Source organism: Kitasatospora sp. MMS16-BH015 (assembly GCF_002943525.1).
GTDB lineage: Bacteria > Actinomycetota > Actinomycetes > Streptomycetales > Streptomycetaceae > Kitasatospora.
In genome coordinates this window covers 53,803-80,607 of record NZ_CP025394.1, presented here as the reverse complement: position 1 = coordinate 80,607, position 26,805 = coordinate 53,803, and the positions used below count along the sequence as shown (strand labels likewise).

Below are 26,805 nucleotides of genomic sequence, written 5' to 3'. Positions count from 1 at the left end.
GTTCTCGTGGAAAAGTCAGTGCGAGGGGTTCGGTGCGAGGGGTTCACTGCAGGGCGGCGGCTACGCCGCCCGCCGGGTCGGGGCAGCCGCAGGAGCCCCGGGTGAGCAGGGCGACCGGCAGCACGTCCCGGGTGGGCGGCAGGTCCGGGTCCTTCATCCGGTCCAGCAGCCGGGCGATCGCGGTCCGGCCGAGCTCGTCCACCGGTTGGCGCATGGTGGAGAGCGCGGGGGTGGTGTACGCGCCGCCGGCTATGCCGTCGAAGGAGACCAGCGCGAGGTCCTCCGGCACCCGCAGGCCGAGCTCGGTGGCCGCGCGCAGTACGCCGGCCGCCTGCTCGTCGGAGGTCACGAAGAGCGCGTCCACCGCGCGGTCGCGGGCCAGCAGGGCCCGGCCGGAGCGGTAGCCGTCGAGCCGCCCGAAGGAGCCGTGCAGCAGGGGCGCGGCCTCCGGGCAGGACTCCCAGCCGGTGCGCCCGCCCGAGCCGGTGCCGGCCTTGAGGCCGGCCGCCTCCAGGGCCCGGCGCCAGCCGACCACCCGGTCGACGGTCGGGTGGATCCCGAGCGGGCCGGCGATGCAGCCGACCCGGCGGCGGCCGTGCGCCAGCAGGTGCTCGGTGGCCTCCCGGGCGCCCTGGGTGTTGTCCACCAGCACCTGGGAGATCGGCGCCCCGGTCAGCTCCCGGTCGAAGACCAGCGCGGGCACCCCGGAGCGGGCGAGCTCGGCGCGCCAGGGCTGGTCGCCCTGGGCCGGGATGAGCACCAGGCCGTCCACCTGACGGTCGATGAAGGTGCGGATGTACCCGGCCTCGCGGCCGGGGTCGTCCACGGTGTTGCCGACCAGCAGGGTGTACCCGGCGGCCCAGGCGTGGTCCTCCAGGGCGCGGGCCAGCTCGGCGAAGAACGGGTTGGCCGCGTCCGGCACCACCAGGCCCAGTGTCATGGTGTGGCTGAGCCGCAGCGAGCGGGCCACGGCGTTGGGCCGGTAGTCCAGCTCCTTGACCGCCGCCAGCACCCGCTCCCTGGTCGCCGGGGCGACCGTGCGGGGCCCGTTGTTGAGCACGTAGCTGACCACCGAGGGGGAGGTGCCCGCGAGCCGTGCCACGTCCTGCCGAGTTGCCATGCTGGTGCTCCCGGGAGCGTGGTGGGGGACGGGCCGTCCTAGGGGCTGTCTGACAATTCCCGCCGGGGCCGGCCCGCCCCGCACGCACTCTCGCCGCACGGCCGAAACGCCCAAGTAGCTCCGCTACGAGGGCGCTCCGTCCGCACGCCGACAGCACGCACGGAACGACCCGGCCTGATCCGACGCGAATTGTCAGACAGCCCCTGGCAGGATGGCCGCGCCGAGGGTGACACCCCGTCCGCGACACGGCGGCGCACCGGAGTGCGCGCCGGGGCGCGCAACTCGTGTTGGCAACTCGTGTTGCATCGAGGTTGCCGGGATTATGGGAAGCAACCTGCGCAACCGCAAGGGGTGCGGCCCAACAGAATGTTGATCGTGATCACGCTGATCAGCGGCCGTTACCCGGGGTAAGTGCGGTCAGCGGCGGCGGAGCAGGCCGGTGTAGAGCCGCCAGAAGCGCGGCTGGTCGAGCCCGAGCACCAGCTCCGCCTGCCGGGTGCCGGCCGGGTTGCGCGGAGGGCCGAACTCGTCCAGCCGGTAGCCGATCGCCCGGCCGTAGTCCGGTCCGAACGTGGCGTCCACGTCCACGTACCGCCGCTCCGAGCGCTGCACCAGACTCGGGTCGATCAGCACGGCGGCCGAGATCGCGTCCCAGACGAAGGTGGAGCGGTGCGGGTCGGCCGCGAAGAGCGGGCCCTGGAGGTCCTTGAACTCCCGGGTCACGGGGGTCGGGGAGCCGGCCACCACCGCGTCGTAACGCGCCTTGTCGTAGACCACCTGCTCGGCGAGGTCGTCGGGCACGATCACCTGCCGGGCGAAGGGGGTGCGCAGCGCGATCCGGGCCGAATCCGGGTCGAACCAGAAGTTGAACTCGGCGGCCGGGGTGATGTTGCCCGGCTTGTCGAAGGAACCGCCCATGTACACCACCTGCTTGACCAGCGGCACGATCTCCGGGTGGGTGCGCACCGCCAGCGCCAGGTTGGTCGGCGGGCCGACCTCCACGACGGTCACCTCGTGCGGGTGGCGCTTGACCTGCTCGACCAGGAAGTCGGTCCCCGCCGCGTCCCGGGGGCGGCGCGATTATGGGAAGCAACCCCGACAACGGCAAGCCTCCGCAGGCGCGGTAGTGCACAGTCCGGTAACGGATCCGCCGTTCCCCGCTTCCGCGCCCCCGCCCGTGGGCTAGACCTGCGGGAGACACCGAGGGGCGGGCCGCCGCCGCTCCCGTGGCCGTACCTGGAGGGCGTCCCCGTGCACCGTTCCTCACCTCAACGGACCGGCTTGGCCTGGGTCCTGCTGTTCTCGCTGGTCACCTCGGTGCTGGGGGTGGGCGAGGCGTTCGCCGTCACCAACCTGGTGGCCAACCCCGGGTTCGAGCAGTTGGACGCCAACGGCTTCCCGGTCTGCTGGGAGAAGGCGGGCTGGGGCAACGGCACGGTGGTGAGCGGCACCACCACCGACGCGCACGGCGGCGGCCGGGCGATGCAGGTGCAGGTCACCGGCGTCACCACCGGGGACGACAAGGTGATGATGCTGGAGAACTCCGGCTGCGCACCGACGGTGACGGCGGGTCACCAGTACAACCTGGCGCTCTGGTACAAGAGCACCACCCCCAACGCCGTGCTCACCACCTTCCGGCACGACACCGCCAAGGGCTGGCAGTATTGGACCGACCTGGAGACGCTGCCGGTGGCCCCGTCCTACACCCGCACCAGCGTGCTCACCCCGGTCATCCCGCCGAACACCGACCAGATCACCTGGGGCGTCTCGGTCTACGGCACCGGCAGCGTGACCACCGACGACTACACCATGGACGACGCCACCGCCCCCTCCGGCGGCGGGAGTTGCACCGCCGGGGCGGCCTGCACCAAGGGCTCCTGGCAGGTGCTGCCCTTCCTCAACCCGGTGCGCTCGATGCACGCGATCGTGCTGCACAACGGCAAGGTGCTGCTGATGGCCGGCTCGGGCAACGACCCGATGGCCTTCGCGGCGGGCACCTTCAGCTCGGCGGTCTACGACCCGGCGGCCGGCACCTTCGTACAGATCCCCACCCCCAGCGACATGTTCTGCTCCGGCCACGTGCAACTGCCGGACGGCCGGGTGCTGATCATGAGCGGCACCAAGGCGTACCCGGCGGCCGACGGCAGCCACGGCTACGAGGGCCTGACCAGCAGCTACGTGTTCGACCCGGCCAGCAACGCCTACACCCGGACCAACGACCTCAACGACGGCCACTGGTACCCCTCCGCCACCGAGATGGGCAACGGTGACGTGATGAGCTTCGGCGGGCTGCGGGCCGACTCCACCGGCAGCGTGACCGCCGAGCGGTACTCGGCCGCCGCGCAGGCCTGGATGCCGATGAACCAGGTCAACCAGACCTGGTCGTTCTTCGGCCTCTACCCCTCGATGGTGCTGATGCAGGACGGCCGGCTCTTCTACACCGGCAGCCACGTGTTCGGCAACGGCACCCCCGGCACCGGCGCCTCGATCTACGACTACACCAGGAACACCCTCACCGACGTGCCCGGCCTGCAGAGCAAGGACACCCGCGACCAGTCGATGAGCGTGATGCTGCCGCCCGCTCAGGACCAGCGGGTGATGACCATGGGCGGCGGCAACGTGGACACCAACGTGGACGCGGGCCGGCAGACCGACCTGATCGACCTCAAGGCGGCCTCGCCCGCCTACACCCCCGGGCCGCTGCTGCCGCAGGGCACCGTGACCGGCGGCGGGGCGGAGGCCCCCGGCCAGGGCAAGATGTACGTCTCGGCGGTGCTGCTGCCCAACGGCCAGGTCTTCGAGACCGGCGGCGCGCTGCACAACCGGGCCGATCCGGTCTTCGAGGCCTCGATGTTCGACCCGACCACCAACACCTTCACCCCCGGCATGGCCACCGACCCGATCCCGCGCACCTACCACTCCGCCTCGGTACTGCTGCCCGACGGCCGGGTGATGTCGGTGGGCGACAACCCCGGCAACGGCAGCTTCGACCTGCACATCTCGGTCTACACGCCGCCCTACCTCTACCAGGGCACCCGCCCGCAGATCACCTCGGTGGCCAACTCGATGTGGTCCTACGGATCCAGCCAGCGGATCACCACCAGCGCGCCGATCGTCCGCGCCGAACTGATCCGCCCGGCCGCCGTCACCCACTCCTCCGACCCGAACCAGCGCTTCGTCGACCTGCCGATCACCGTCAACACCGACGGCAGCACCACCCTGCACGTCACCAGCAACCCGAACATCGCCCCGCCCGGGTACTACATGCTGTTCGCGGTCGACTCCAACGGGGTGCCCTCGGTCGCCCAGTGGGTCCACGTGATGTGAGATGAGGAAGACCCTGACCGGGGGCGGCGCCGCGCTCGCCGCCCTCGGAGCCACGCTGGCCCTGCTGTCGGCCGGGAACGACGGCGCCCCCGCCGCCGCTCCGCCGCCCAGCACGGTCGCCGCCTCGTCCGCGGCCACACCGGGCACCCCCGTGACCACCACGGCGCCACCCGCCCCGGTGGCGGCGCCCCCGACCACCCCCGCGCCCGGCCCGACCTCGGCCCCGGCCGAGCCGCCGGCCCCGCACATCATGAACTTCGCCCAGGGCACCGCCCTGCCCACCCGGCAGCTGCCGCCGCAGTCCGGCAGCACCCCGGTGGCACCGGACGCCGACGGCTGCCAGCACGCCTACGGCGCCGTCAACCAGTGCGTCCCGCGCAGCTACCCGGCCGGAGTGGCCGACACCCCGGCCGCGCACTGCACCTGGCTGATCGCCCATGGCTACGCGGACCTCGCCGTGCACGGCGCCGACCCCGGCGGGCTGGACGGCAACCACGACGGAGTGGCCTGCGGACCGGGCGACCCGGGTGTCACCCACTGAAGGGCTGCCATCGGCAGGTCGAAGCACCCCGGCTGCGGTCAGGCCAGGACCAGGCCCGCCAGGAACCACTCCGCCACCAGGGCCAGCCGGGCCCGGCACTCGGCCTGGTCCGCCCCCGCCACCAGCGCGGTGAGCAGGAAGTCCGAGGAGTGCGCGGCCGCCGCCATGGTGCTGCCCGGGGTGACGAAGACCTGGTACCTGGTCACCCAGGGGAAGGGCGGCGCACCTTCGGGCACCGCCACCACCCGGCCCGGGCGCTTCATCAGCGCCAGCCGGCCCGACATCCGACGCGGCATCACGTGCTGCTCGGTGAGCCAGGCGGGCAGCGGGAGGCCGAGCTGCGCCCGGATGGAAGCCTCGCTCGGGTCGATGCCGAACACGGTGCGGACGGTGTCGCGGATCGTCACCCCGCCGGTGCGGCAGGCGATCCCGTGGAGCACCAACTCGTCGTCCGGGGTGTGGAACACCTCGGCGTGGAAGGCGTGGTGCTCCGGACCGCCCAGGGCGTCCAGCGCGTGCTCGGCGAACTTCAGCAGCCGGTGGGCCAGCGGGTCGTCCAGGTCGAGGGTCAGGTCGAGCCGGGGGCCGGTGTCGGTGGCGAAGGAGGCCGGCGCGTACTGCTGCTCGGATGGCCAGGCGGCCACCACCCGCCCGTCCACCACCAGGCCGTCCACGTGGCAGAGCGAGCCGGGCACGAAGGCCTCGACCATCAGATCGGGCAGGTAGGGCCCGGGCAGGTCGAAGCGCTCGGCCAGGTACTCGTCCAACTGCCCGGCGGAGTACAGGATCTCCGGCCCCGCCGAGCCCGTGCCGTCCCGGGGCCCCAGCACCACGGGGAAGCCGTGCTCCTCGGCGAAGCCGATCAGCTCGGCGGCGCACTCCAGGTCGCGGTAGGCCGCGACCGCCAGCCCGGCCGCCTCGGCCCGCTGCTTCGTCGCCACCTTGTCGCGGAAGGGCCGCACGGTGTCCATCCGCTGGCCCGGCAGGCCGAGGATGTCGCGCAGCTGGGCGGCCCGCTCCAAGTCCTGTCGTTGGCAGGCCACCACGTACCGGATGTCGTACTCGCGGGCCAGGTCCAGGGCCAGCGCCTCCACTCGGCCGCTGGTCTCGTAGCCCTCCACCGCGAAGGCGCGGGCGAAGACGCCGCCCGGCGCGGGCAACTCCTCGCCCGCCAGGGCGAGATGCTCGCGGGAGGTGATCAGCAGCAGGTCGCCGTCGTAGTCGGCCAGCCAGTCGCCGTACGGGGTGCTCACCAGCGAACCCCGGTGGTGCAGCACCAGGACGGTCATCTCAGCCCTCCGCCACCGGAGCGAGGCCCGCCTGGGAGCGGGCCAGCGCCCGGGCCGAGCGGGCCGTCGGGTCGTAGCGCAGGTCGTGCACCAGCCAGTGGGTGCCGACCCGGACGGCCGTCACGGTGTACGGGTGGCCGCAGTCGGCGGGCAGCGCGGCCACCACGGCCGCGTCGAGCTCGGCGGGGGCGGGCACCGGGGCGGCCAGCGGCTCCACCGTCAGGGCCGGCACCACGGCGGGGTTGTCGGGGAAGACCGGGCCGGCCGCGAAGCAGCGCAGCGCCGCCTCGTCCGGCAGGGCGCCGAGCACCGGGCGGTCCGGGCCGCGCCGGGCCCGGACCACCAGCGGGTAGCCCCAGTGGTGGGCCCACCAGTGCAGGTCGGCCACCCGGCGCAGCTCGGCCCGGCGGGCCACCGGCACCCCCGCGCGGGCCAGCGCGTCGTGCGCCGTCATGGCGTCGGCCAGCAGCAGGGCCGCCGTCCGGCCCTGGCCCGGCAGACCCAGGTGGTCGCGGAGGCCGCCGGCCCGCACCTGGTCGGCCGGGTCGAGGGCGATCAGCGCGGTGAGCTGGCCGTACCGGGCGTAGCCGAGCACGGCCAACTCCACGCCGGGGCCGCGCGCGTAGCGCTCGACCACGGTGACCTCGGCGTAGCCCGGGTGGGCCACCGGGCGGTTGGTGACCAGCCGCAGCGGCAGGCCGGAGTCGCCCAGCCAGGCTGGGTAGTCGGCCGCGTGGCGGCCGTCCGGGTCCAGGATGACCAGGCTCATCGGGTCTGCGCCTCCAGTCGGACGGCCGGCACGGTATCGATCAACTCCTCGCAGAGCCGGACCACCCGGTCGGAGTCGTACGCTGAATCCGGTCCCGCGGAAGTCCGGGAAGGTCCGAACAGGGGCGGATCCCACGGTCCGCCGGGCACCTCACTGTGCCGGGAATCACCGGTGATCGCTACGCCCGGGATGGTTCGGCTTTCTGCACGGTCCCTCCAGTCTCGGCACCGGCCGGCCGGGCGGCGGGGCGGCCGGGCAGCAGGGCCGCCGGGAGCAGGCCGAGGGCGGCCAGGGCGGCCGCCGCGAGCAGCGGCGGGCGGACGGCGCCGGGGCCGGCCAGCAGACAGACCCCGGCGGTGGCGGCGATGCCGAGGGTGGGCCCGACGTTCATCGCGGTCTGCTTGAGCCCGCCCACCACCCCCGCGTACCCGGGCGGGGCCTCGGCCACCACGGCTCCCGTCGCGGTCACCATCACCGTCGCGAAGCCGGCGCCGAGCACCGCGAACACCGCACCGAGCAGCACCGGTCCACCGGTCGGCCCGGACCGGGCCAGCCCGAGGACACCGAGCGCCACCAGCCCGACCCCGGCCACCGCCGTCCGGCGCGGCCCGTACCGGCGCAGTGCGGTGGCCGCCACCGGCGAGCCGAGCACCATCAGCACGGTGAGCGGCAGCACCTGCAGCCCCGCCGTCAACGCCCCCATCCCGCGCACCCGTTGGAGCAGGAAGGTGCCGAGGAAGAGCGATCCGAACAGCCCGCCCCCGGTCGCCAGCAGCAGCCCCGTCCCGGCGAGCACCACCCGCGAGCGCAGCACCGCCCCCGGCACCACCGGCCGCACCGCCCGCCGCTGGTACCCGACCAGCGCCGCCGCCCCGACCACCGTCAGCCCGCCGCTCCACCAGGACCACCCGGTCAGCGCGTGCACCAGCGCGGCCAGGGTGGCGGCGGTCAGCAGGCCGCCGCCCCAGCCCACCGGCTCGCGCCGGGCGCCGCTCGGGCGCACCGCGCGGCGCTCCGTGGCGCCGAGCGCGAGGACCGCCAGCCCGAGGGTCAGCGGCACGTTGACCAGGAAGACCGCCCGCCAGCCCGCCCAGGCGACCAGCAGCCCGCCGAGCAGCGGCCCGGCCCCGGCGGCCAGGCCGATGCCGGCCGTCCGGACCGCCACCGCCCGCGGCAGGGCCGCCGGCGGGCGGCTCAGCTGCAGCAGGGCCAGGGTGGCGGGCTGGAGCAGCGCGCCGGACACGCCCTGGGCGGCCCGCAGCGCGATCACCCAGCCGATCGAGGGCGCCAGCCCGATCCCGGCCGAGGTGGCGCCGAAGCCGAGCAGGCCGAGCCCCAGCAGCCGCCCGTGCCCGTACCGGTCACCGAGCCGCCCGGCCAGCACCAGCAGCGAGGCCACCGCGAGGAGGTAGGCCGTGCTGGTCCACTGCACCGCGCCGACCCCGGCGCCGAACTCGGCGGCCAGGGCCGGCTGCGCGCTGAGCAGCGCCGTCCCGTCCAGCGCCACCACCATCGCTCCGCCCGCGCTCACCGCGAGCGCCGCCCGGGCCCTCACGCCGCACCACCCAGGTGGGCGTCCAGCACCGTGCCGACCAGCCGGTCCAACTCCCCGTCCGCCTCCGGTGATCCGAGCACCAGCGAGAGGCTGCCCCAGCTCCACAGCTGGGCCAGCCCGTGCAGCCCGGCCCAGAGCGCCGCCGCCTCCCGCCGGGCCGCCACCGGATCGCCCAAACCCCGGTGCCGGCCGACGAGTTCGGCGAGCAACCCGAACAGCGGGAGCGAGGCCTCCCGCAACCGGCCCTGACCGTCCGGCTGTTCGGCGCCGTCCAGCAGGTCGTGGCGGAACATCAGCTCGAACATCCCGCGCTGCTCCACCGCGTACCCCACGTACGCCCGACCGAGCGCGGCCAGCCGCTCCCGGGGCGGTGCATCGGGGTGGTCGGCCGCCGCCAAGTGCGCTGCCAGTGAGGCGAGTCCGCGTCGGGCGATGGCCGAGAGCAGGGCCCGGTGGGTGGGGAAGTGGCGGCGGGGCGCGCCGTGCGAGACGCCCGCGTGGCGGGCGATCTCGCGCAGGCCGAGCGCGGCGGGGCCCTGGGCGGCGAGCAGGGCCACGCCCGCGTCGATCAGGCGCTCCCGGAGGGAGGGGTCGGTATCCATGGAGACACTGTCTACTCGATCATGGTAGACACTGTCTACTCTCATCGAAATCCCAGGTTTCTCCGTACCGGCCCGCGCCCGGGCGGTGACGGTGTAGAACACCTGCCACCGGGGTCGGTGGGACCACGCGCAGACGGAGAAGGGCGGATCATGGACCGTTGGCTGGTGACGGGCTGCTCCTCGGGCCTCGGACGGGCGTTGGCCGCCGCGGTGGCGGCCTCGGGCGGGCAGGTGGTGGCGACCGCGCGCAAGCCCGTCGCGCTGGAGGAGCTGGTGCGGCAGTGGCCGGGGCAGATCACCCCGGTGGCGCTGGACGTGCGGGACGCCGAGCAGTGCGCGGCGGCCGTGCAGGCCGCCGTCGACCGGCTCGGCGGGGTCGACGTGCTGGTCAACAACGCGGGCAACGGGGTGTTCGGCACGGTCGAGGAGGTCTCCGACGAGGAGCTGCGCGATCAGCTGGAGACGCTCGTGGTGGGCCCCTGGCGCCTGGCCCGGCTGGTGCTGCCGCTGATGCGGGCCCAGGGCGCCGGCCACATCGTCAACGTCTCCTCACTGGCCGGGCGGATGGCCTTCCCGGGCCTGGCGGCGTACGTCACGGGCAAGCACGCGCTGGAGGGGCTGAGCCAGGCGCTCGCCGCCGAGGCCACCCCGCACGGGGTGCGGGTCACCGTGATGGAGCCCGCCGGGTACACCACCGGCTACGGCAACGCGATGACCGAGGCGGCCGGCCGGCTCGACGCCTACGCCGGGGCCACCGACGAGATGCTCGGCGGCCTGCGCGCGATGGAGCGACTGGAGGGCCTGGGACGGCCGGAGGACTTCGCCGCCACGGTGCTCAAGGTCGTGCGCAGCGCGGCGCCGACCCCGCTGCGGGTGCCGGTCGGGCCGGGGGCGTACGAGTTCCTGGGCGGCGTGGACGAGGCCGCCCGGGCGGAGTTCGCGGCGGCCCGGGCGCTGGTCGACCAGGGCTGAGCGGCAGCGAGGCGGGGCCGGCTCCTCGGAGCTGGGGGAAAGGCCGGGGGCGCGGGCCGGGTGGCTCAGGCGAAGAGCTCGGCGCGGGCCTCGCCCAGCCGCTCCCGGAGCTGGGCCAGCGAGCGCATGCTCTGGGTCTTCACCACGGAGACCGAGATGCCCAGGATCTCGGCGGTGGCCTCCACGCTGTGGTCCTCCCAGTAGCGCAGCAGCACGATGGCGCGGTCGCGGGGCGGCAGCAGGCCCAGGGCGTCCACCAGGGTCAGCCGCACGTCGGCGGAGGCGGTGGAGCACCGGGTGTCCGGGCCGCGCTCGGGGATCAGGTCGGTGGCCAGCTCGGTGCTGCTGCGCAGCCGCTTGTGGTCGAGCAGGCTGTTGAGCAGCACCTTGCGGGCGTAGCCGAACGGCTCGGTGTCCCGGCGAGTGATCCTCGGCCAGGCCACGTAGAGCTTGGTCAGCGTGGTCTGGGTGAGGTCCTGCGCCAGGTGCCAGTCGCGGCACATCAGGTAGGCGATCTGCCGCAGCCGGGTGGCGGCGGCCTCCGCGAAGGCGGTGAACTCTGCTTCTGCGCGCACCAGTCGTGCCCCGATCGTGCGTGGTGGTGAAGGTCGGTGGGATGCCGCGGCCCCGACTGCCGGGGCCGCGGCGAGGGGCCTCAGCTGGTGAGGTGGCCAAGGCCCGGGAAGCGGGCGGCCGCGGCCGCCCCCTCGGCCGGGGTCATCGAGTTGCGGAACGCCGGGTTGCCGCCGAGGGCGATGGCCTGCTCCTCGGTGAGGGCCAGCACGCCGGGCTTGTTCGCCTTGCCGTCCCAGGCCAGGCAGGTGCTCAACTGCACGGTGACGGAGGTGCCGTCGAGGTGCCGGACCCAGACCACCGAGCTCTGGATGCAGTTGTCCGGTACGTGCTCGACCCGGACGGACTGTCCCTTGGCGTCGGTGGTGCAGCCTCCGGTGCAGGGGGCGTCCGGGTTCGCCGTCCCGACGAAGACCCGGACCATCCCGGTGCCGCCGGGCAGGGCCAGGTACGCCTGGGCGACCGAGCCGTTGACGCCATCGGCGTCGTCGGCCGCGTACCCGCTGGTCTTCGTCCCGGCCGGGAGCGAGTCCAGCAGGACGGAGAGCACCTTGGCGCCGCTGACCGTCACGGTGCCGGGCGGGTTCGCCGGCGACCACGGGGTCGGGCTCGCCTTGACGGGGGTGGGGGCAGCGGTCGGGGTGGCACTGGCCGAGGTGCCGCCGGCGGCCGGGCCGACCGCCTGGGCCGGGCCGGCGGTGCGCAGCGCACCGGTGGCCAGCACGGCCACCCCGGCCAGCGCGAGCGCCGAGCCGGTCACCTGCACGGCCGCCCGCAGGCGCCGGGTGCGCCGGCCCTTGCGGGCCGCCTCCACCACCAGGTCACCGAGCGGGGGCGGCGTGAGGGCGGACATCTCCTCGCTGAGTTCCGAGCGGAAATCGTTGGTCACTGCCGTGTCCTTCTCTGTCTGTCGTCTCGTGTGGTCCTGCAGCACGCCGGCCATGCGAACCCGCTCGTCCGCGGATCTGCCCTTACACACGGCACCGGAGACGCAGCCGGTGACAGCCCGGAGCCGGGAAATCCGCACCGTTGCCCGATCGTGACCTCGGCTCGGGGAGAAGCACCCGAAAACCACCCGAAACCGCCCCGCGAGGAGCGGTCCGGCCCTCCGGACAGTGTCCGCACATGCGGCGTCCGGGCCGCGGTTCGCCACCGCGGCCCGGACGCCGTTGCGGTCCGGAGGCCCGGACCGCCCCGCTACGGGCGGATGTTGTGGTTGACGTGGAAGAGGTTGCCCGGGTCGTAGGCCCGCTTCACCTGGACCAACCGGGCGTAGTTGTCACGGTAGTTGTCGCTGACGCGGCCCTGGTCGTCCTCGGCCATGAAGTTGACGTAGCCGCCGGGGGAGGAGTGCGGCGCGATCGCCGCGTAGTAGTCCCGCACCCAGGCGGTGTTGGCCTCGTTGTCCGCCGGGTCCGGCCACATGCCGGCGATCACGGTGGCGAAGCCGGCGTCCCGGTAGGAGAAGGCCGTGGCCTCCGGGGCCACCCGGTGGCAGGCGCCGTTGATCGGGTAGATGTGGCAGGTGGAGTTGATCACCGGCACCTTCGGGCCGTGCGCCGCGTGCGCGGTGACCGCCGCGTCGGTCAGGCCGGGGGAGAAGGCCGCCTTCCAGTAGTGCTGCAGCCCCGGCGGCAGCAGCCCGTCGAAGAGGCTCTGCAGGGCCGGATAGGGCATCGGGGTGCTGAGCTCGAAGGAGACCGGCGCGGCGTCCCGGAACGGCTGGAACGCCTGCTCGGCCTCCGCCTCCGGCCCGTTCCAGCAGGCCACCACGATGACGAAGGTGTCGCCGTGCCGCTCCTCCGGAATGAAGGGCAGCGGCGGGGCGATCTGGAAGCCCGCGAAGGCGCCGAGCTGCTCGGGCGCGGTCGCGATGTACTCGCGGAAGTGCTTCAGCACCGCCTCGGTCTGTTCCGCCTCATGGAAGAACAGGCCCACGTGGACGGTGTCCACCGGGCTGAGCCGGAACTCGAAGGAGGTCACCGCCCCGAAGTTGCCCGTACCGCCGCGCAGCGCCCAGAACAGGTCCGGGTACTCGTGCTCGCTCGCCACCAGCAGCCGGCCGTCGGCCGTCACCACGTCGGCGGAGAGCAGGTTGTCGCAGGTCAGGCCCAACCCCCGGGCCAGGTGCCCGAACCCGCCGCCGAGCGTGAGTCCGCCCACACCCGTCGTGGAGACGACCCCGCCGGTCACCCCCAGGCCGAAGGCGTGGGTGGCCGCGTCCAGATCCGCGAGCGTCGCCCCGCCCTCCACCCGCGCCGTCCGAGTGGCCGGATCCACCCGCACCCCGCGCATCCCACCCAGGTCGGCCACCAGCCCGCCCTCGCAGGTGCCGTAGCCCGGCACGCTGTGCGCTCCGCCCCGGACGGCCAGGTCCAGCCCGTGCTCGCGCGCGTACGCCACCGTGGCCAGCACGTCCCCGGCGTTCACGCACCGCACCACCGCGGCCGGCCGCCGGTCCACCATCCCGTTGTAGACCCGCCGGGCCTCCTCGTACCCATCGGACCCCGGCACCACCACCGAGCCGTGCACCCGGCCCGCCAATTCCTCGATCGTCGCCATACCCATCACGCGCTCCCACCGTGCCGAGCGTTACCCCCTCGGCCGGCCCACACCACGCGCCCCCACCACCCACGCACCCCGGGCCACCCTGCCTCCACGCTACGCCCCACCCCCACCCCGGGCAGCTCAGAGCCGTACCGGCTACCCGGGCCGCCGCTCACCGGGTCAGGCCGTCCCGTCCAGCTGCTCCCACTCGACCACGGGGGTCGGCTCGGGCCGGACGGCTCGCGCGACGAGCACCTCCAGCCGTAACTCGTCCTCCTCGATCTGCACCTGAGCCCACCGGCTGATCGCGGCGAGCAGGTTGAACGCGGTCTTGGGGGCGCAACAGACGGTGGCGGGTGTCCGGCCAGTGGCCAGCGCTCGCCAACCAGCAGCCGTGGCGGTCCGTGCGTCGGCCAGGTCCTGACTGCCGTTCACCGGCAGTGACTTGTCCGATCCGGTCACCATGGCCTCGATCAGCAACAGGCGTTCGCCACCGCCTTCGTCGGGGAAGCGCTCCGGCTGCGTGGTGGCCGTGACCGTCGGCACCAGCGTCCGGATCCGCGCCAACAGCCAGGCACCCTGAGCCAGGCCGGTGACCAGCACCCCCGCCCCGGCACCAGCCGACCAGGGCCGGTTCCGTTCACCGGTGCGCGCCCGACCGAGCTCCGTGGCAGCACCCGCCTCCGGCGGTGGCACAGGCACCGACATCGGGGCCTCGAGGGCGAGCACCACTCGTCCGCCGGTGCGCAAGCCTTCGGCGACGGCCTGCGCAGCCCCTTCCGGGTCGATCCCTTCGCCCACTGGCAGTCTGGTCGAACCCTCCAACGCGGCCCATGCGAAACGCCCTTGGGCCACCGAACCGATATCCACACCGACGATCCGCATGTCCGTTCCTGCCCCTGTCACCGGACCCTCCACCGAGCATGTCCCACCGGAAGGGTTGTCGCCTGATGTTCACGGGGCGGCTGCTCCTCGATCCGAAGGCGGTCCGAAAGCGGTCCGAAAGCGGTCCGGAGCCGCGCCCGGTCCGGGACGCTGCTCACCGCCCCGCTCAACGGCACGGCGCCGCTGCCCGGACCTGGCTCTCGGCCCGCCGTTCGGGCTTCCGGTCAGGGGTCGGGCGCGGTACCCGGTTGAGGCCGAGGCCGGCGCACGAGCCGATCGACGGCGGTAGTGAATTGACGATCCGTCAGACCGTGGGCAGCCCCTCGTCGCCGAGCAGTTGGAGCACCAGTTGGTCGATGTCCAGGTGCGCCGACTCGGCGCCGTAGGGCACCACCTGCTGGGTGTCGGCCAGGAAGGCGGCGATCGGCAGGCCGGGGGCCTTGAGCAGGGCGGTGGTGGTGTCGTCGCTGAGCGCGATCACCACGGTGTCCGGGTCGCCGACGATCTCGGGGAAGACCGAGACGTCGCCGGTGCCGGCCCAGCCGTAGAGCCCGGCGGCCAGGATCTCGCGGCCGAACACCCAGGTGACGGGCTCGGCCAGGTCGACGTGGTTGTCCAGGTAGACGGCGTAGGGGTCGTCCCGGTGGTAGCGCAGACAGGCCAGTACCGGCACCTCCAACCCGGGCAGCGCGGCGGCCTGCAGGGTGAGCAGGACGGCGCAGTCGGGCGCGTCGGCGTGGCCGCGCGGGGTGTCCGGGGCATCGTGGTACGTCATCGGTCCTCCCCGCCCGGGGCGAGCCCGGCGGTCAGTCGTCCGTATCCCTGCGCCAGGACCACGTAGCCCTGCGGGGTCATCGCATAGCGCTGCACACCGGTGACCGGTGAGGGCCTCGGTGAGAAGTACGGCGGCGGTGCCGCGAGCCGCGCCCACTCCGGATCGCGCGAGCCGGGGACGGCCCGGCCGGCGGCCCGCCAGGTCGCCGCGAGCCCGGCGTAGATGGGAACCTGCTGCAGAATCGATTCTTCAAAAGTGCTGTCGAGCACTGCGTAGTCTGGACTCACACCCGAGCAAACGACGCAGCCCGATCTTGGTAACCCAGGTTCACCCGGTCCAGCGCACCGGCGGCTGGTCGAACGCTCGCCCGATACCGGGCGCGGCAGCGTGTCGACTCCATCATGCCTGGTCCGAGCGGAGCGCGGTAGGACTCAGCGCACCCCCGTCCGCCCTTGTCGCGGCCCGGCCGCAGCCCGCAGACTCGTCGTCATCCACCTCCGCCGCACGCGCCGCGACCCCGCTCCGGGGCCCGGCGCGCGAGCCGTGCTGCCCGCCCGCCGCCCCGGCGGGCGGGCGAGCGGCCGGGGCGGACGGAGGCGAACGGAACGAGGATGGGGGACCGATGGTGAATCAGGACATCGTGCTGCGCGCACGGATGAAGCAGCTCAGCGCCGACGGGCGGGTGCTGCGAGGCACCGACGGACTGTGGGCGTACCGGATCCTGGTGCAGGTGAACCCCGAGGTGTACGGCTCGAAGCTCGCCCACGTGCTGGTGCAGGCGAGCCACTCGGTGGCCCATCTGCCCGAGCGGCAGGCCGCGCTGCTGACCGAGGCGGTCGCGGTGGCCCGGGCCCTCGAACCGGCCAACCCGTACCGCGCCAAGGTGCTGGCCCGGGCCGAGCAGGCGCTCGCCGCCCTCACCCCGCCCCGGGCCTCGTAACCGGGTAGGGGCGGCCGCCCGTCGCACAGGGCCGGCCGTCGCGTAGAGCCGAGCTGCCGTCGCGCAGGGCCGTCCGAGCGTCCGTCGGTCGGCTCTGCGCGACGGCACCCGCCGCCGGGCGGGCTGTCCGTCAGCCGGCCCGGTAGAGCTGGACCTGCCGCTCCGCGTCCACGAAGCCCAGGGCCCGGTAGAGCCGGACTGCGTGGTCCCCGGGGTCGGCGACGATCACCAGGGTCCGGCCGTCCGGGTCGGGGAGGGCGTGCCGGGCGGCGTGGTGCAGGACGGCGGAGGCGAGGCCCCGGCGGCGGAAGTCGGGGTGCGTCTCCACGTTCTGGTACCGCGCCAGCCCCCGACCGGCGGCGAACAGTCCGGCCCCGGCGCGCAGGTGCCCCTCGACGAACGCCCCGACCCAACTCCCGTGCCCGCCCTCGGCCAGCGCGCGGTACCCGGCGACCCGGGCCTCGGCGAAGCGCCGCCCGGCTTCGTCCTCGGGCACCCCGTAGCAGGCGTGGTCCAGCTCCAGCGCCTGCCGCCAGTCATCGTCGCCGGCCAGCACCCGCACCTCGGCGGCCGACGCCCTGGCCGGCGCGCGCAGCCCGGTCGCGGTCAGCACCACGTTCTCCTCGGCCCGCACTCCGAGCGCCGCCCGCTCCGCCGCGCTGCCCACCGCCCCGGCCGCGTCGTCCACCCCGAAGGCGCGGTGCCGCGCCGCCGGGAACTCGTCCTGGAACAGCACCTCCCACCGCAGGGCGTCCCCGGGCCAGGGCGGCCCCGCGAACAGCAGGAAGTTGCCCCAGTGGAACCCGGGGTTGTCCGGCGTCCGCACCACCAGGTGGCCGCCGCGGTCGGTGACCACCGACCCGCCGGCCTGCAGCAGCGCGACATCCGTGCGGTACCCGAGCGAGACGATCTCCATTCCACCGACCCTACTCACGCCCGCAACGGCATTACCGGGCCCGCGCGGCCTCGGCGGAGGCGGGGTCAGAGGTCCGCGTTGTACCGCTCCAGGTAGGCGGAGAAGCGGGCCACGTCGGTGTCGTCCCAGTCGGCCAGCCGGTCGAGGAAGGCGGCGCGGCGCTGCTCGTACGCGGCGCGGGCAGCGGCCAGGCCGGCGGGGGAGGGGTGCAGGATCTGGCCCCGGTGGTCGTCCGGGTCGATCTCGCGGACCAGGTAGCCGAGCTTCTCCAGGGCGGTGACCTGGCGGCTGACCGTGGACTTGTCGAGCAGGAAGTGCGCGGCGAGGTCGGCGCCCCGGCAGCCGCCGCGCTCGATCATCAGGTCGAGCATGCTGAACGCGACCAGCGAGAGCTCGGGGTGCAGCTCGGCGGCCCGGCCACGGGCGCGGCGGGCGAAGGCGGTGAGTTCGCGCTGGATCGACTGGAGGGACCCGTCGCGGGTGCGGGCCTCGGCGTTCTTGTTCACAGGTGTAGAGTACATCCGTATCAGTTGCAAAACCCAACCAAGGTGCTCGTGAGAGCGCCTCGATCGGGTCAATCGGTTGCATTTGCCATCTACTTGGTACTCGCCAGCTACCTGGCCGGCCCGCCGACACCGGCGGAACGGCCGCGAAGGACCGCGCCACCATGACCACCACCCCCGAGCTGCGCCGGCACCTGCGCCACCTCGCCGTCCACCTGCTCACCCCGCTGCTGATGTGCCTGGGCATGGCCCTCGCCTACCAGGGCGCCTTCCACCAGCCGACGCCCCACCACCTCAGGGTCGCCGTGGTCGGCACCAGCCCGCAGGCCCACCAGCTGGCCGAGACCGTCCAGGCCAAGGCCGGCAGCGCGCTGGAGGTGAGCACCCTGCCCGACCGTCCCGCCGCCGAGCAGCGGCTGCACGACCGCACCCTGGTCGCCGCCTTCACTCCCGACCCGGCCCACCCCGAACTCCTGGTCGCCACCGCCGGCTCCGACACCGATGCGGTCGCCGCCGAACGGGTCTTCCGCACCGTCACCGACCACCAGGGCGTCCCGCTGGCCGTCACCGACACGGCCCCGCTCGCGGCCGGTGACCCGACCGGCCAGGGCCTGTTCTTCCTGCTGGTCGCGCTGAGCATCGGCTCGTACGGGAGCGTCGCGGTGATCGGCACGGCCGGGGCGGTGCTCGGCATGCGGGTCCGCGCGCTGGTCGGCCTGGCCACCTCCCTCGTGGTCAGCCTGATCGGCACGGTCACGGCCGGCCCGGTCTTCCACGTGGTCGACCACGGCCTGGCCGCCGTCTGGGCGCTGTCCTGGCTCTACTCGGCGGGCATCGTGCTGGTCGGCATCGGCCTGCACACCTTCCTCAAGCGCTGGACCACCCTCGCGCTGATGGTGCTCTTCGTGATGCTCAACTTCACCAGCTCCGGCGGCATCTACCGCCCCGACCTCCAGCCCGGCCTGTTCGGCGCCCTGCACCAGGTCTGGAACGGCGCCGGCTTCCTCGAGGCGACCCGCAGCGTCCTCTACTTCGACGGCGCCGCCGGCCTGGCCGGGCGCCTGGTCTCGCTGGCGCTCTGGCTGATGCTCGGCCTAGCGCTGCTGCTCGCCGCCGCCGCCCACGAATGGCGTCACGCCGTCGTCCAGGTCGATGCGGCGGCCGCCTCGGAGGAGGAGGAGACCGTCGCGGTCTGAGCACCGAGCGCGGCCCCTATGCCCCCAAGGCCCGCGCCAGCCGCTCGGCCTGTGCCCCGTTCAGGCCGAGCGTGCCGGGCGTCCCGGACCGCGGGCTGCCCTCCGTCGCGCACCGCGGCAGGCCACCACCGGCCCGGCGTCGCCACCAGCCGCGGTCATCGGAGGTCGACCACCGCGTCGCCGGGAAGACCGGCCGGTCCAGCAGGTAGCGCGCGGTCGGCCCGGCCGCCCGGTCCGGTACGCCGACCGAGGCGAGCGCGTGCTCGACCAGTCCGTGCGCAGCGGTCGGCACCGCCGCGTCCCCGACCACCGGCAACAGCAGCAGCAACCGGTGGGCGGCCCGGTGCACTTCCGGTACCGGCTGGTGTGCCCCGGATACCGGGTGCCCCGCCGAGGGGGCCGCCGCGAGGCGGACCAACTCGGCCCAGGCCAGCCCGGGCCCCGCCTGGCAGACCGCCACCCCGTGCCGCCGCGCCATGTACCGGTCGACCGTGGCGAGCGGCAGATGGCGCCGCCAGTCCGGGTGCCGCAGCTGGAACTCCGTGCCCCGCTCGGTCGGCAGTTCCAGGCTGGTGACCGCCACCCCGTGCCCGTCCCCGAACGGCACCAACAGCTCGCAGTCGCCGTCCAGGTGCCGGTCCCAGGCCGCGTCCCCATCGGCCGGCTCGAGGCCGAACCAGTCGGCGACCCGCCGTTCCTCCTCGCCCGCCAGGTCCCACATCCGCACCAGCCAGCCCGCCCAGAACTCCGGCCGCTCCAGCTCCACCACTGCTCTCCCTCCACGCCACCCCGTCCCGCCCAGCCTGCCAGCCTGCCAGTCTGCGGCAAGCGGCCGTATTTGGCCGGTGGGATGTCCTGTTCCGGCCGGTGCGGGGGCGGGCATGGTCGGAGTGCGGGCCGCAGGGTTCTCCGGGTGCCGCGCCGCCCCGTCAGCCCCGCCGCTCGGCTGCCGGGGCACCGCCGCACCGGGAGGACCCGGGCGGGCGCAGCAGCGCAGAACTGACGGGGAGTGCAGGTGGCCTACCGCTACTGGTGCGGCGAGTGCGGTTTCAAGACCCCCTGGCTGACCGAGCCACAGGGCCGCCAGGCCCAGATCGACCACTACACCCGGAACCACCCCGACACCCCACCCGGCGGCGACGTCGAACGCGGCCACCGCCCCTCCACCGCCGCCGCCTTCACCTGCGCGGGCCTCATCGGCGCGGCGGTCCTGCTGGTCCTCCTGGCCGCCGCCTGCCATCCCTGAGCCACCCCGGCACGGCCGTCCCCGATACTTCCCCCATGGAGAGCACGTGGAAGCCGTACTGGCGCAGGGTCGGACCACCGACGAGGGTGGTCCTCCTGCGCAGGCCCGACGCGTGGCGGTACGCGGTGTACTTCGAGGGGCCGAACGGCGTCGCCGACGGCTACCTCGACGGTCTCGCGCCCGGCGGAGAACCCGAGGAAGCCAAGGCCGCGCTGTGCCACAGCGCGGCGAGGATCGCCCACCGCGACCTGGAGATCGCCTGGCAGCCGCCCGCGGAGCCGGACGCCTGGATCGGCCTCGTCACCAGCGCCGGTCCGCTGCCCGAGTCGGACCGGTGAGCCGGACAGCCCCGTGCCCCCTGGGGGCCGGGGCCGCCAGGGGGCACGGGTGCGGTGGGAGGGTTCAGACGAGGGATCAGACGGTGATCTTGAAGTAGACGACGGCGTTGTCGCCGCTGCCGCCGGTCTGGGTGAGGTGGAGGCCGGCGCTGGTGTACTTGGTGCTGTAGGAGTTGGCGCCGACGTACGGGTTGTCCCAGTGGAGCCAGAAGGACTTGTAGTTGTTCGCCGGGTTGGCGCACTTGGTGAGGTGGTACGAGACCGTGCCCTCGGTGCCGTGCAGCAGGGCGTCGGACTCCGACTGGAAGTCGCTCCAGGTGCTGTTGACGATGACCGAGTCGGGCTCCATGAAGGAGGTGAAGCGGCCGTCGGAGACGTCGTCGGTGTCCAGGTCCATCTCGCACTGGGTCCAGTTGTCGATCCACACCTGGGTGGTGCGGGCGGCCAGGCCGCTGGAGGCCGGGTGGGCGACGGCGGCCACGGCCTGCGGGGCGGCAGTGGTCGCGGCCTGGGCCGAGCCGAGGGCGAGCGGGCCGCCGGCGAGGGCGAGTGCGGCCACGGCCAGGACGGAGAGACGGCGGACGGTGGTGGGCTTGCGCATGACTGGGATTCCCCCTGATCGGTCCGGGCGGGCTCTTGGCGGCCCGCCTCGGTGACATCAGATTGCCGCCCCACCGGGGCCCCGCACCTGAGCAGACCGTTACTCAAAAACACACCCGTCACCTACTCAGCCCCCCCGCCGCTCGCCGCCCGCACCCGGGCGCCGGCCACCCCCGATACTCGCTCTCACCTGCAGGAACGCCCACCTGAGTACCGCCTACTCAGGCCACCGGCCGCGCCGATACCTACCCTGCTGCCATGTCCCCCACCGTGACCGGCCGTCACCACCGCGCGCCGAGCAGCGAGAGCCGGCCCGCCGCCGGTGCCCTGCTCGGACGGCGGCGGCTGTGCCACACTGACCGACGCCCGGCCGCAGCAGGCGGCACCCGGGTGCCGCGCGGAGGGCTCCGGCGGCCAGGCCGGATCGCTGGGGGGCGATGATGTCGGCGACTGCACTGCTCAGATGGCCGTTCATCGGGCGGCGTGCGGAGCTGGAACGGATCGCCGACGCGGCGGCCGACCCAGGAGTCCGGGCCGCCCTGGTCTGCGGGCCACCGGGCACCGGCAAGAGCCGACTGGTCGAGGAGTACCTGACCCAGGCCGAGGCCAAGGGGCTGCGCACCGCCCGCCTCACCGGCAGTCGCACCGCGGCCGCGATGCCGCTCTGCGCGCTCGCCCCGCTGCTGCCCTCGCCCGCGCTCACCGTGGCCAGTGCCCCGCAGGAGCTGTTCGCTCAGGTGTACGCGTACGTGGTGGCGCAGGCGGGCGAGCGGCGGTTCGTGCTCGGGGTGGACGACCTGCACCTGCTCGATGCCGCCTCCCTCGCGCTGCTCACCGCGCTCTGCGCGGCCCCGCAGGTCTTCCTGGTCGCCTCGCTGCGCGGCAACGAACCGCTGCCGGACGCGTTCACCGGCTGGTGGCAGGCCGGCCGGGCGCTCCGGCTCGACCTGGCCGAGCTCGCCCGGGAGAGCACCGAGACCCTGCTCCACCTCACCCTCGGCGCACCGGTCAGCGGCCCGGCCGCCGCCGCGCTCTGGGAGGCCAGCCGCGGCAACCTGCTCTACCTGCGCGAGCTCGTGCTCGGCGGCTTCGCCGACCGCACCCTCGTCCAGCGCGAGGGCGTCTGGTGCCTGGCCGCCCCGCTCCGGGTCAGCGACGGCGTCGCCGGGCTGGTCCAGGAGCGGCTCAGCGGACTCTCCCCGGCCCAGCGCACCGCGCTGGAGCGGCTCGCCCTCTGCGAACCGCTCAGCGTGGACGAACTGCTCACCGACACCCCGGAGGAGCAGCTCACCGGGCTGGAGGCCGCCGGGCTGATCGAGGTCCGCAACTCCGGCCGGCGCCAAGAGGTCCGGCTCGCACACCCGTTGCACGCCGCTGCTCTGCGGGCTGCGCTGCCCCGGCTGCGCGCCCGTACCCTGCTGCTCGACCAGATCGCCCGAGTCCGCGCCCACGGCGCCCGGCGTGGTGAGGACGCGCTTCGGCTGGCCGGCTGGCAGCTGGACGCCACCGGCACCGCCGAGCCCGACCTGCTGCTGCGCGCGGCGGTGCTCGCCCATTACGCCCACGACCTGGACCGGATGCGGCAGTTGGCGCAGGCCGCGCTCCGCCAAGGCTTCGACGCCCGGGCCGCCCTGCTGATGGCCACCGCCCTCGGCGAACTCGGCTGCGCCGACCAGGCGGTGACGGTGCTCACCCCCGCGATGGACCAGCTCGGCGGCCCCGACCTCCAGTCCGCTGCCGTGGTGATCGCCTGGAACTGCTTCTACGGCTCCCCGGGTCTGGCCGCCGCCCGCAGCTGGCTCACCCGCACCACGGCCCGGGGCGGCCCCGAACTGCGCCTCCCGCTCGGCGCGTACGAGGCCCGCCTGCTCAGCCTGGCCGGCCGCACCGGCCAGGCCCGCGAACTCCTCACCGCCCTCGGCCTGGATGCCGCTGAGCCCGATCTCGGCGGAGTCGAGCCCACTCTCGGCCCCGACAGCGTCGAATCCCCGCTCGGCCTCGACGGCATCGAACCCGCCCCCGTTCCGCTGGTCTCCTACGATCTCCTCGCCGAACCCCAACTCCCCAGCTCGACCGTGCAGTCAGCCCGCACCGAGGTCATCGTGCTGGCCGCGCAGTTCCGAGTGCTCTACGCCGAAGGCCAGTTGGAGCGCGCCGCCGCGCTGGGCCGCCGCCTCTTCGAGCGGCACTCCCGGCTGCCCGACCGCAGTGGGCTCTCCCATCCGGCCGGTCGCCTGGCGGAACTCGCCAGTGCGCAGCTGGAGTTGGGCGAGTTCGACCTGGCCTGTGCCACACTCCGGGAAGGCCGCCAACTTGCGCTGCGCGACCGGGTGGAGAGCTTGGCTGCCTGGTTCTCGCTGCAAGCCGGTCGGGTCGAACTCGCCCGGGGCCGGATGTCCCGCGCCGCCGCCCAGCTGCGCGAGGCACTCGCCCACGGCCGGGCCGGCGCCGCCCGCGACGCCGAACTCGCCGCGCTGGCTGCCCTGGTGATCGGCTCCGCCGCCCAAGGCGAGCTCGACGCAGGCGCCGTCACGGCGCTGCGGGCCTTGACCGCCGACCGGTCCGTCACCGCCCCCGACCCCTGCCGTGCCCTCGCCTGGGCCGACGCCCTGGAGGGCCGCCCTCAGCAGGCCCGCGACCGCCTCGCCGATACGGCGGCCTCCGCCCTGGCCCACGGCGAGCACACCGCCGCCCTCGCCATGCTCCACGACCTCGCCCGCCTCGGTGGCGCGCCCGCCGCAGCCGCAGTCCTCGCCGGCCTGCCTGACGGGCTGTCGACTCCACTCGCCACCGGCCCCTTCGCCGCAGCCCGCACCGCCCACATCCACGCCCTCGCCACGCAGCACGCGGCCGGACTCGACCGGGCGGGCCGGGCCCTGGCCGAGCTCGGCGCCCACCTGCCGGCCGCCGAGGCCTGGACCCGGGCGGCCGAGCTCCACCGCGCCGACGGTTCGCCGCGCCCGGCCGCCGCCTCCGCCACCCGCGCGGCCGAGGCCCGCAGCCGCTGCGAAGGCGCCGCCACCCCCGCCCTGGCCACCCCGGCCGGCACCCCTGCGGACACCCCGCTCACCACCCGCGAACGCGAGATCGCCTGGTTGGCCGCCCGTGGCGGCACCAGCCGCGAGGTCGCGCAGGGCCTGCACCTGTCCGTGCGCACGGTGGAGAACCACCTCCAGAACATCTACGGAAAACTCGGGATCAGCGGCCGGGCCCAGCTCGCCGACGCACTCGGGCAGCCAGCCCCCAGCCCACGGAAAGCCGACGACCATGACGCCTGAACACATCGCCCTCGTCACCGCCTCCGCCGCCCGCCTGCGCGACCGGCTCCCCGAGATCGCCGACGCCTTCTACCGACGCCTGTTCGCCGCCCACCCCCAGCTGCGCGCCCTCTTCACCACCGACCAGACCCTGCTCCGCACCAAGTTCGCCGAGGAACTCCACGCCATCGTCCAGACCATCCCGGACTTCCCCGGCTTCGTCGACCGCACCCGCGCCCTGGGCGCCCGCCACGCCGGCTACCACGTCCGGGCCGAGCACTACGCCCTGGTCCGCGAGGCCCTCCTCACCACCCTGGCCGAGTCCGTCGCCCCCCAGGACTGGACCGAGGAGACCGCCACCGCCTGGCGCCTCGCCTACGACCTGACCGCCGAGGCGATGATGCTCGGCGCGGCGAAGCCGTGACCCGCCGGTGCGCCCAGGACCGGCCGGTACGCTCCCGACCGTGCCGATCAGCAGATTCCTCCAGCAGTCCGAGAAGGCCGACCGCAGCCGGTCCACCCTGATCGCCCTCCCCGATATCCCGGAGGAGGAGATCGCCGCACTGCTCGGCATCGACGCCGACGAGGCGGACGACGTGCACGACCTCCGCCCCGAACACGCCGAGTTCTTCCGCAGCCGTACCGCCGCCGAGCTGGATTTCGCCGACTACGAATACCTCCTGATCACCCACCTGGCCGAGCCCGTCGGCCCGGTCGAGGCCGTCGTCCGGGGCGTCATCCACGACGGTCAGTTCGACTGGGTCATGGCCGATTCCCTGCTCTGGTACGCCGGTCAGCAGTCGAGGATCTCCGGGACCCCGGCCCATGAACTGGCCATGGCCGCCACCGAGGCCCTGCTGGCGGACGGTCTGGCCGAACTCGGCGAGGTCGGCTTCGAACCCTGGCCCGGCTCCCGGGAAGAACTCCTGGCCCGCGCCGCCCGCGAGTACGAGGAGCTCTGGAAGGACCGGCAGGGCCCGGGCTTCTGGATCGCCAACACCCCGGCCGGGAACGAGGCGGCGAAGTCCCTAGGCCGGTGACCGCCGTCGGCGGGGTGGTGACGGTGTGACACATCCCTCCCGTGTCCTCCCCGTGTCCTCGTGGCGCCGGAGCCCTGGGAAGGCCGACCATGGAGTCATGACCTCCGAACCTCGCCTGCCGCAGCCCGGTGACCATCCGGACCCCACCAGCGGCGAGCCCGCGCCCGCCTCCGGATACCTGCTGGACAACGCCCGGGCCGAGGCGGGCGAGCGGTTCGTCCAGCTGGCCGAGCTGTTCGACCGGGTGACGCTCGGGCACGTCGAACGGCTGGGCATCACGACCGGCTCGCGCTGCTGGGAGGTGGGCGCCGGCGGACCCGGCATCCCGGAGGCGCTCGCGGCGGCCGTCGGACCGACCGGGTACGTGCTGGCCACCGACCTCGATCCGTCCTGGCTGAGGGAGGACGCGGGCTACGAGGTGCGCCGCCACGACGTGGCCCTCGACCCGCCACCGGAGCCCGGCACCTTCGACCTGGTGCACGCCCGCCTCGTGCTGGTCCACGTCCCCGACCGGGCCCGCGCCCTGGCCACCATGGTGGCCGCGCTGCGCCCCGGCGGCCGGCTGCTGATCGAGGACGCCGACACCGCCCTGCAGCCCCTGGCCTGCCTGGACGAGACCGGCCCCGCCCAGCAACGGGCCAACCGCCTGCGCACAGCCGTCCGCGAACTGCTGGCCCGCCGCGGCGCCGACCTCCGCTACGGCCGCACCCTCCCACGGGCCCTCCGCGAGGCCGGCCTGGTGGACGTCGCCGCCTCCGGTACCTTCCCGATCGGCGGCCCCGCCTGCAACCACCTGGAAGCCGCCACCATCCGCCACGTCCGCCCCGAACTCCTCGCGGCCGGCCTCACCGACGCCACCGAACTCGACGCCCACCTGGCCGCGATCCAGGCCGGCGAACTCGACCTGACCCTGGCCCCCCTCATCTCGGCCTGGGGCCGTCGCCCGGTGGAGTCCGTGTCCACGCTCGGCTGAGCGTGGCTGCACAACTTCCCTACGCCGCAAGTGATCGCCGCGTGCGAGGATCGCGGGCATGACGGCAACCGAAGCGGATCTCGTGCTCGAGCGGTTCGTCTCCGAGGTGCGGCAGGTGGTGCCGACGGTGGCGGTCTGGGCCCACGGTTCGCTCGCGCTGGGGGACTTCCAGCCCGGGCGCAGCGACCTCGACCTCGTCGCGGTCGTCGAGGCCGTGCCGGACGAGGAGCAGCGGGGCCGGTTGGCGGACCTGCACCGGCGGCTGTCGGCGGAGGAGCCGGCGGCGGCCAGGCTGCACTGCTCCTACCTGGCCGGCACCGCGCTCGCCGAGGTCGAGGCCGACCACGTCACCTGGGCCCACGCGATGATCCTGGAACGCCCGGTGACCCCGGTGACCCGCCGAGAGCTGCTCGAGGGCGGCCGCACCCTGTACGGTCCGCCGCCGGTCGGCCTGCTGCCGCCGCTGCTCCCAGGGCAGTTGGAGGAATTCATCCGGCGTGACCTGCGGGAGTTCTGGCTGCCCGCCACCGGCAAACCCCGGCTCTGGCTCCGGGACATCTGGGTGGACCTGGGCCTCCTGGTCCTGGCCCGCGCCACCGCCACCCTCCGGGACGGCCGACTGATCACGAAGGCCGAGGCCCTCACCGAGCTGCTCGCCCTCGGCGCGCCGCCGCACGTGGTCCGCGACATCCACGACCGCCGCTACGGAACCCCCAAGCCCACCCACCGCTTCCAGCGCGTCCGCCGAGCGATGCAGGCCCGCGCATTCCTGCGGCGCAGCATCGAGCGCATGCCGGCCCCGCAGGACTCGACCGCCACGAAGAATCGGTCCTGACGGACC

The 26,805-nt window shown here is 74.3% G+C and carries 27 protein-coding genes and 1 pseudogene; 12 read left to right on the top strand and 16 right to left on the bottom strand.

What is annotated here, in order from left to right:
- Nucleotides 1-43: 43 nt before the first annotated feature.
- Nucleotides 44-1,120, bottom strand: a complete 1,077-nt coding sequence (locus CFP65_RS00405; RefSeq protein ID WP_104814204.1) for a LacI family DNA-binding transcriptional regulator — start codon at nt 1,118-1,120, stop codon at nt 44-46.
- Between the two features lie 417 nt (nt 1,121-1,537).
- A pseudogene (locus tag CFP65_RS00400) lies at nt 1,538-2,179 on the bottom strand (nucleoside hydrolase); the annotation flags it as partial.
- A 222-nt stretch (nt 2,180-2,401) separates the two neighbouring features.
- Here CFP65_RS00400 and CFP65_RS00395 point away from each other — a divergent pair.
- Nucleotides 2,402-4,447: a galactose oxidase early set domain-containing protein gene (locus CFP65_RS00395; protein WP_174805484.1), complete on the top strand. Its 2,046-nt coding sequence runs from the start codon at nt 2,402-2,404 to the stop codon at nt 4,445-4,447.
- Between the two features lies 1 nt (nt 4,448).
- Nucleotides 4,449-4,988 (top strand): hypothetical protein, encoded by a 540-nt coding sequence (locus CFP65_RS00390; RefSeq protein ID WP_104814202.1) that lies wholly within the window; start codon nt 4,449-4,451, stop codon nt 4,986-4,988.
- Nucleotides 4,989-5,026: 38 nt separating this feature from the next.
- On the opposite strand, the gene CFP65_RS38595 is transcribed toward CFP65_RS00390, so the two are convergent.
- The 4 genes from CFP65_RS38595 to CFP65_RS00370 form a co-directional block, all read right to left on the bottom strand.
- Nucleotides 5,027-6,277, bottom strand: coding sequence for an acetyl-CoA carboxylase biotin carboxylase subunit family protein (locus CFP65_RS38595; RefSeq protein WP_158701947.1), 1,251 nt, complete (start codon nt 6,275-6,277; stop codon nt 5,027-5,029).
- Nucleotide 6,278: 1 nt separating this feature from the next.
- Nucleotides 6,279-7,046: a hypothetical protein gene (locus CFP65_RS00380; protein WP_104814201.1), complete on the bottom strand. Its 768-nt coding sequence runs from the start codon at nt 7,044-7,046 to the stop codon at nt 6,279-6,281.
- A 178-nt stretch (nt 7,047-7,224) separates the two neighbouring features.
- The gene (locus tag CFP65_RS00375; protein WP_104814200.1) at nt 7,225-8,559 is read right to left on the bottom strand and encodes an MFS transporter; all 1,335 of its coding nucleotides are present in this window, start codon (nt 8,557-8,559) and stop codon (nt 7,225-7,227) included.
- Between the two features lie 38 nt (nt 8,560-8,597).
- Nucleotides 8,598-9,203 (bottom strand): TetR/AcrR family transcriptional regulator, encoded by a 606-nt coding sequence (locus CFP65_RS00370; RefSeq protein ID WP_104814199.1) that lies wholly within the window; start codon nt 9,201-9,203, stop codon nt 8,598-8,600.
- Nucleotides 9,204-9,353: 150 nt separating this feature from the next.
- Here CFP65_RS00370 and CFP65_RS00365 point away from each other — a divergent pair, with 150 nt between their 5' ends.
- A complete protein-coding gene (locus CFP65_RS00365; protein WP_254552134.1) occupies nt 9,354-10,175 on the top strand; it encodes an SDR family oxidoreductase in 822 nt (273 codons plus the stop codon).
- Between the two features lie 65 nt (nt 10,176-10,240).
- On the opposite strand, the gene CFP65_RS00360 is transcribed toward CFP65_RS00365, so the two are convergent.
- From CFP65_RS00360 to CFP65_RS00335, 6 genes are all read right to left on the bottom strand, one after another.
- Nucleotides 10,241-10,750 carry a SigE family RNA polymerase sigma factor gene (locus CFP65_RS00360; RefSeq protein ID WP_104814198.1) on the bottom strand — a complete coding sequence of 170 codons (510 nt, stop codon included), beginning with the start codon at nt 10,748-10,750 and terminating at the stop codon, nt 10,241-10,243.
- Nucleotides 10,751-10,830: 80 nt separating this feature from the next.
- Nucleotides 10,831-11,637, bottom strand: a complete 807-nt coding sequence (locus CFP65_RS00355; RefSeq protein WP_104814197.1) for a hypothetical protein — start codon at nt 11,635-11,637, stop codon at nt 10,831-10,833.
- A 308-nt stretch (nt 11,638-11,945) separates the two neighbouring features.
- Nucleotides 11,946-13,316 carry an FAD-binding oxidoreductase gene (locus CFP65_RS00350; protein ID WP_104814196.1) on the bottom strand — a complete coding sequence of 457 codons (1,371 nt, stop codon included), beginning with the start codon at nt 13,314-13,316 and terminating at the stop codon, nt 11,946-11,948.
- Nucleotides 13,317-13,475: 159 nt separating this feature from the next.
- On the bottom strand, nt 13,476-14,180 hold the full coding sequence (locus CFP65_RS38590; RefSeq protein ID WP_158701946.1) for a hypothetical protein: 705 nt from the start codon (nt 14,178-14,180) through the stop codon (nt 13,476-13,478).
- A gap of 304 nt (nt 14,181-14,484) precedes the next feature.
- The gene (locus CFP65_RS00340; RefSeq protein ID WP_104814194.1) at nt 14,485-14,955 is read right to left on the bottom strand and encodes an SsgA family sporulation/cell division regulator; all 471 of its coding nucleotides are present in this window, start codon (nt 14,953-14,955) and stop codon (nt 14,485-14,487) included.
- Nucleotides 14,952-15,224 carry a hypothetical protein gene (locus CFP65_RS00335; protein WP_104814193.1) on the bottom strand — a complete coding sequence of 91 codons (273 nt, stop codon included), beginning with the start codon at nt 15,222-15,224 and terminating at the stop codon, nt 14,952-14,954. Before CFP65_RS00335 ends, CFP65_RS00340 begins: the two co-directional genes overlap by 4 nt.
- A gap of 353 nt (nt 15,225-15,577) precedes the next feature.
- Here CFP65_RS00335 and CFP65_RS00330 point away from each other — a divergent pair, with 353 nt between their 5' ends.
- Complete coding sequence (locus CFP65_RS00330) at nt 15,578-15,895, top strand: hypothetical protein (RefSeq protein WP_158701945.1); 318 nt, start codon at nt 15,578-15,580, stop codon at nt 15,893-15,895.
- 130 nt (nt 15,896-16,025) lie between these two features.
- Here CFP65_RS00330 and CFP65_RS00325 read toward each other — a convergent pair whose 3' ends face one another.
- Together CFP65_RS00325 and CFP65_RS00320 are read right to left on the bottom strand one after the other, a co-directional pair.
- The gene (locus CFP65_RS00325; protein ID WP_104814192.1) at nt 16,026-16,811 is read right to left on the bottom strand and encodes a GNAT family N-acetyltransferase; all 786 of its coding nucleotides are present in this window, start codon (nt 16,809-16,811) and stop codon (nt 16,026-16,028) included.
- A gap of 65 nt (nt 16,812-16,876) precedes the next feature.
- Entirely contained in the window at nt 16,877-17,317 is a 441-nt protein-coding gene (locus tag CFP65_RS00320) for a MarR family winged helix-turn-helix transcriptional regulator (protein ID WP_254552132.1), read from the bottom strand.
- Nucleotides 17,318-17,478: 161 nt separating this feature from the next.
- Here CFP65_RS00320 and CFP65_RS00315 point away from each other — a divergent pair, with 161 nt between their 5' ends.
- On the top strand, nt 17,479-18,510 hold the full coding sequence (locus CFP65_RS00315; RefSeq protein WP_104814190.1) for a hypothetical protein: 1,032 nt from the start codon (nt 17,479-17,481) through the stop codon (nt 18,508-18,510).
- A 16-nt stretch (nt 18,511-18,526) separates the two neighbouring features.
- On the opposite strand, the gene CFP65_RS00310 is transcribed toward CFP65_RS00315, so the two are convergent.
- A complete protein-coding gene (locus tag CFP65_RS00310) occupies nt 18,527-19,276 on the bottom strand; it encodes a hypothetical protein (RefSeq protein WP_158701944.1) in 750 nt (249 codons plus the stop codon).
- 249 nt (nt 19,277-19,525) lie between these two features.
- Here CFP65_RS00310 and CFP65_RS00305 point away from each other — a divergent pair, with 249 nt between their 5' ends.
- On the top strand, nt 19,526-19,756 hold the full coding sequence (locus tag CFP65_RS00305; protein WP_104820528.1) for a hypothetical protein: 231 nt from the start codon (nt 19,526-19,528) through the stop codon (nt 19,754-19,756).
- Between the two features lie 35 nt (nt 19,757-19,791).
- Nucleotides 19,792-20,094 (top strand): hypothetical protein, encoded by a 303-nt coding sequence (locus tag CFP65_RS00300; RefSeq protein ID WP_158701943.1) that lies wholly within the window; start codon nt 19,792-19,794, stop codon nt 20,092-20,094.
- A 76-nt stretch (nt 20,095-20,170) separates the two neighbouring features.
- Here the strand turns inward: CFP65_RS00300 and CFP65_RS00295 are convergent, their stop codons facing one another.
- A complete protein-coding gene (locus CFP65_RS00295) occupies nt 20,171-20,695 on the bottom strand; it encodes a hypothetical protein (RefSeq protein WP_104814187.1) in 525 nt (174 codons plus the stop codon).
- 439 nt (nt 20,696-21,134) lie between these two features.
- Between CFP65_RS00295 and CFP65_RS00290 the strand changes: the two genes are divergently transcribed.
- The 5 genes from CFP65_RS00290 (at nt 21,135) to CFP65_RS00270 (ending at nt 26,799) form a co-directional block, all read left to right on the top strand.
- Nucleotides 21,135-23,972, top strand: a complete 2,838-nt coding sequence (locus CFP65_RS00290; RefSeq protein WP_158701942.1) for a LuxR family transcriptional regulator — start codon at nt 21,135-21,137, stop codon at nt 23,970-23,972.
- On the top strand, nt 23,962-24,375 hold the full coding sequence (locus CFP65_RS00285; RefSeq protein ID WP_104814185.1) for a globin domain-containing protein: 414 nt from the start codon (nt 23,962-23,964) through the stop codon (nt 24,373-24,375). Before CFP65_RS00290 ends, CFP65_RS00285 begins: the two co-directional genes overlap by 11 nt.
- Before the next feature lie 40 nt (nt 24,376-24,415).
- Nucleotides 24,416-24,991, top strand: coding sequence for a hypothetical protein (locus tag CFP65_RS00280; RefSeq protein WP_104814184.1), 576 nt, complete (start codon nt 24,416-24,418; stop codon nt 24,989-24,991).
- A 97-nt stretch (nt 24,992-25,088) separates the two neighbouring features.
- On the top strand, nt 25,089-25,964 hold the full coding sequence (locus tag CFP65_RS00275; protein WP_104814183.1) for a methyltransferase domain-containing protein: 876 nt from the start codon (nt 25,089-25,091) through the stop codon (nt 25,962-25,964).
- Between the two features lie 58 nt (nt 25,965-26,022).
- Nucleotides 26,023-26,799, top strand: coding sequence for a nucleotidyltransferase domain-containing protein (locus tag CFP65_RS00270; RefSeq protein ID WP_104814182.1), 777 nt, complete (start codon nt 26,023-26,025; stop codon nt 26,797-26,799).
- Nucleotides 26,800-26,805: the final 6 nt, after the last annotated feature.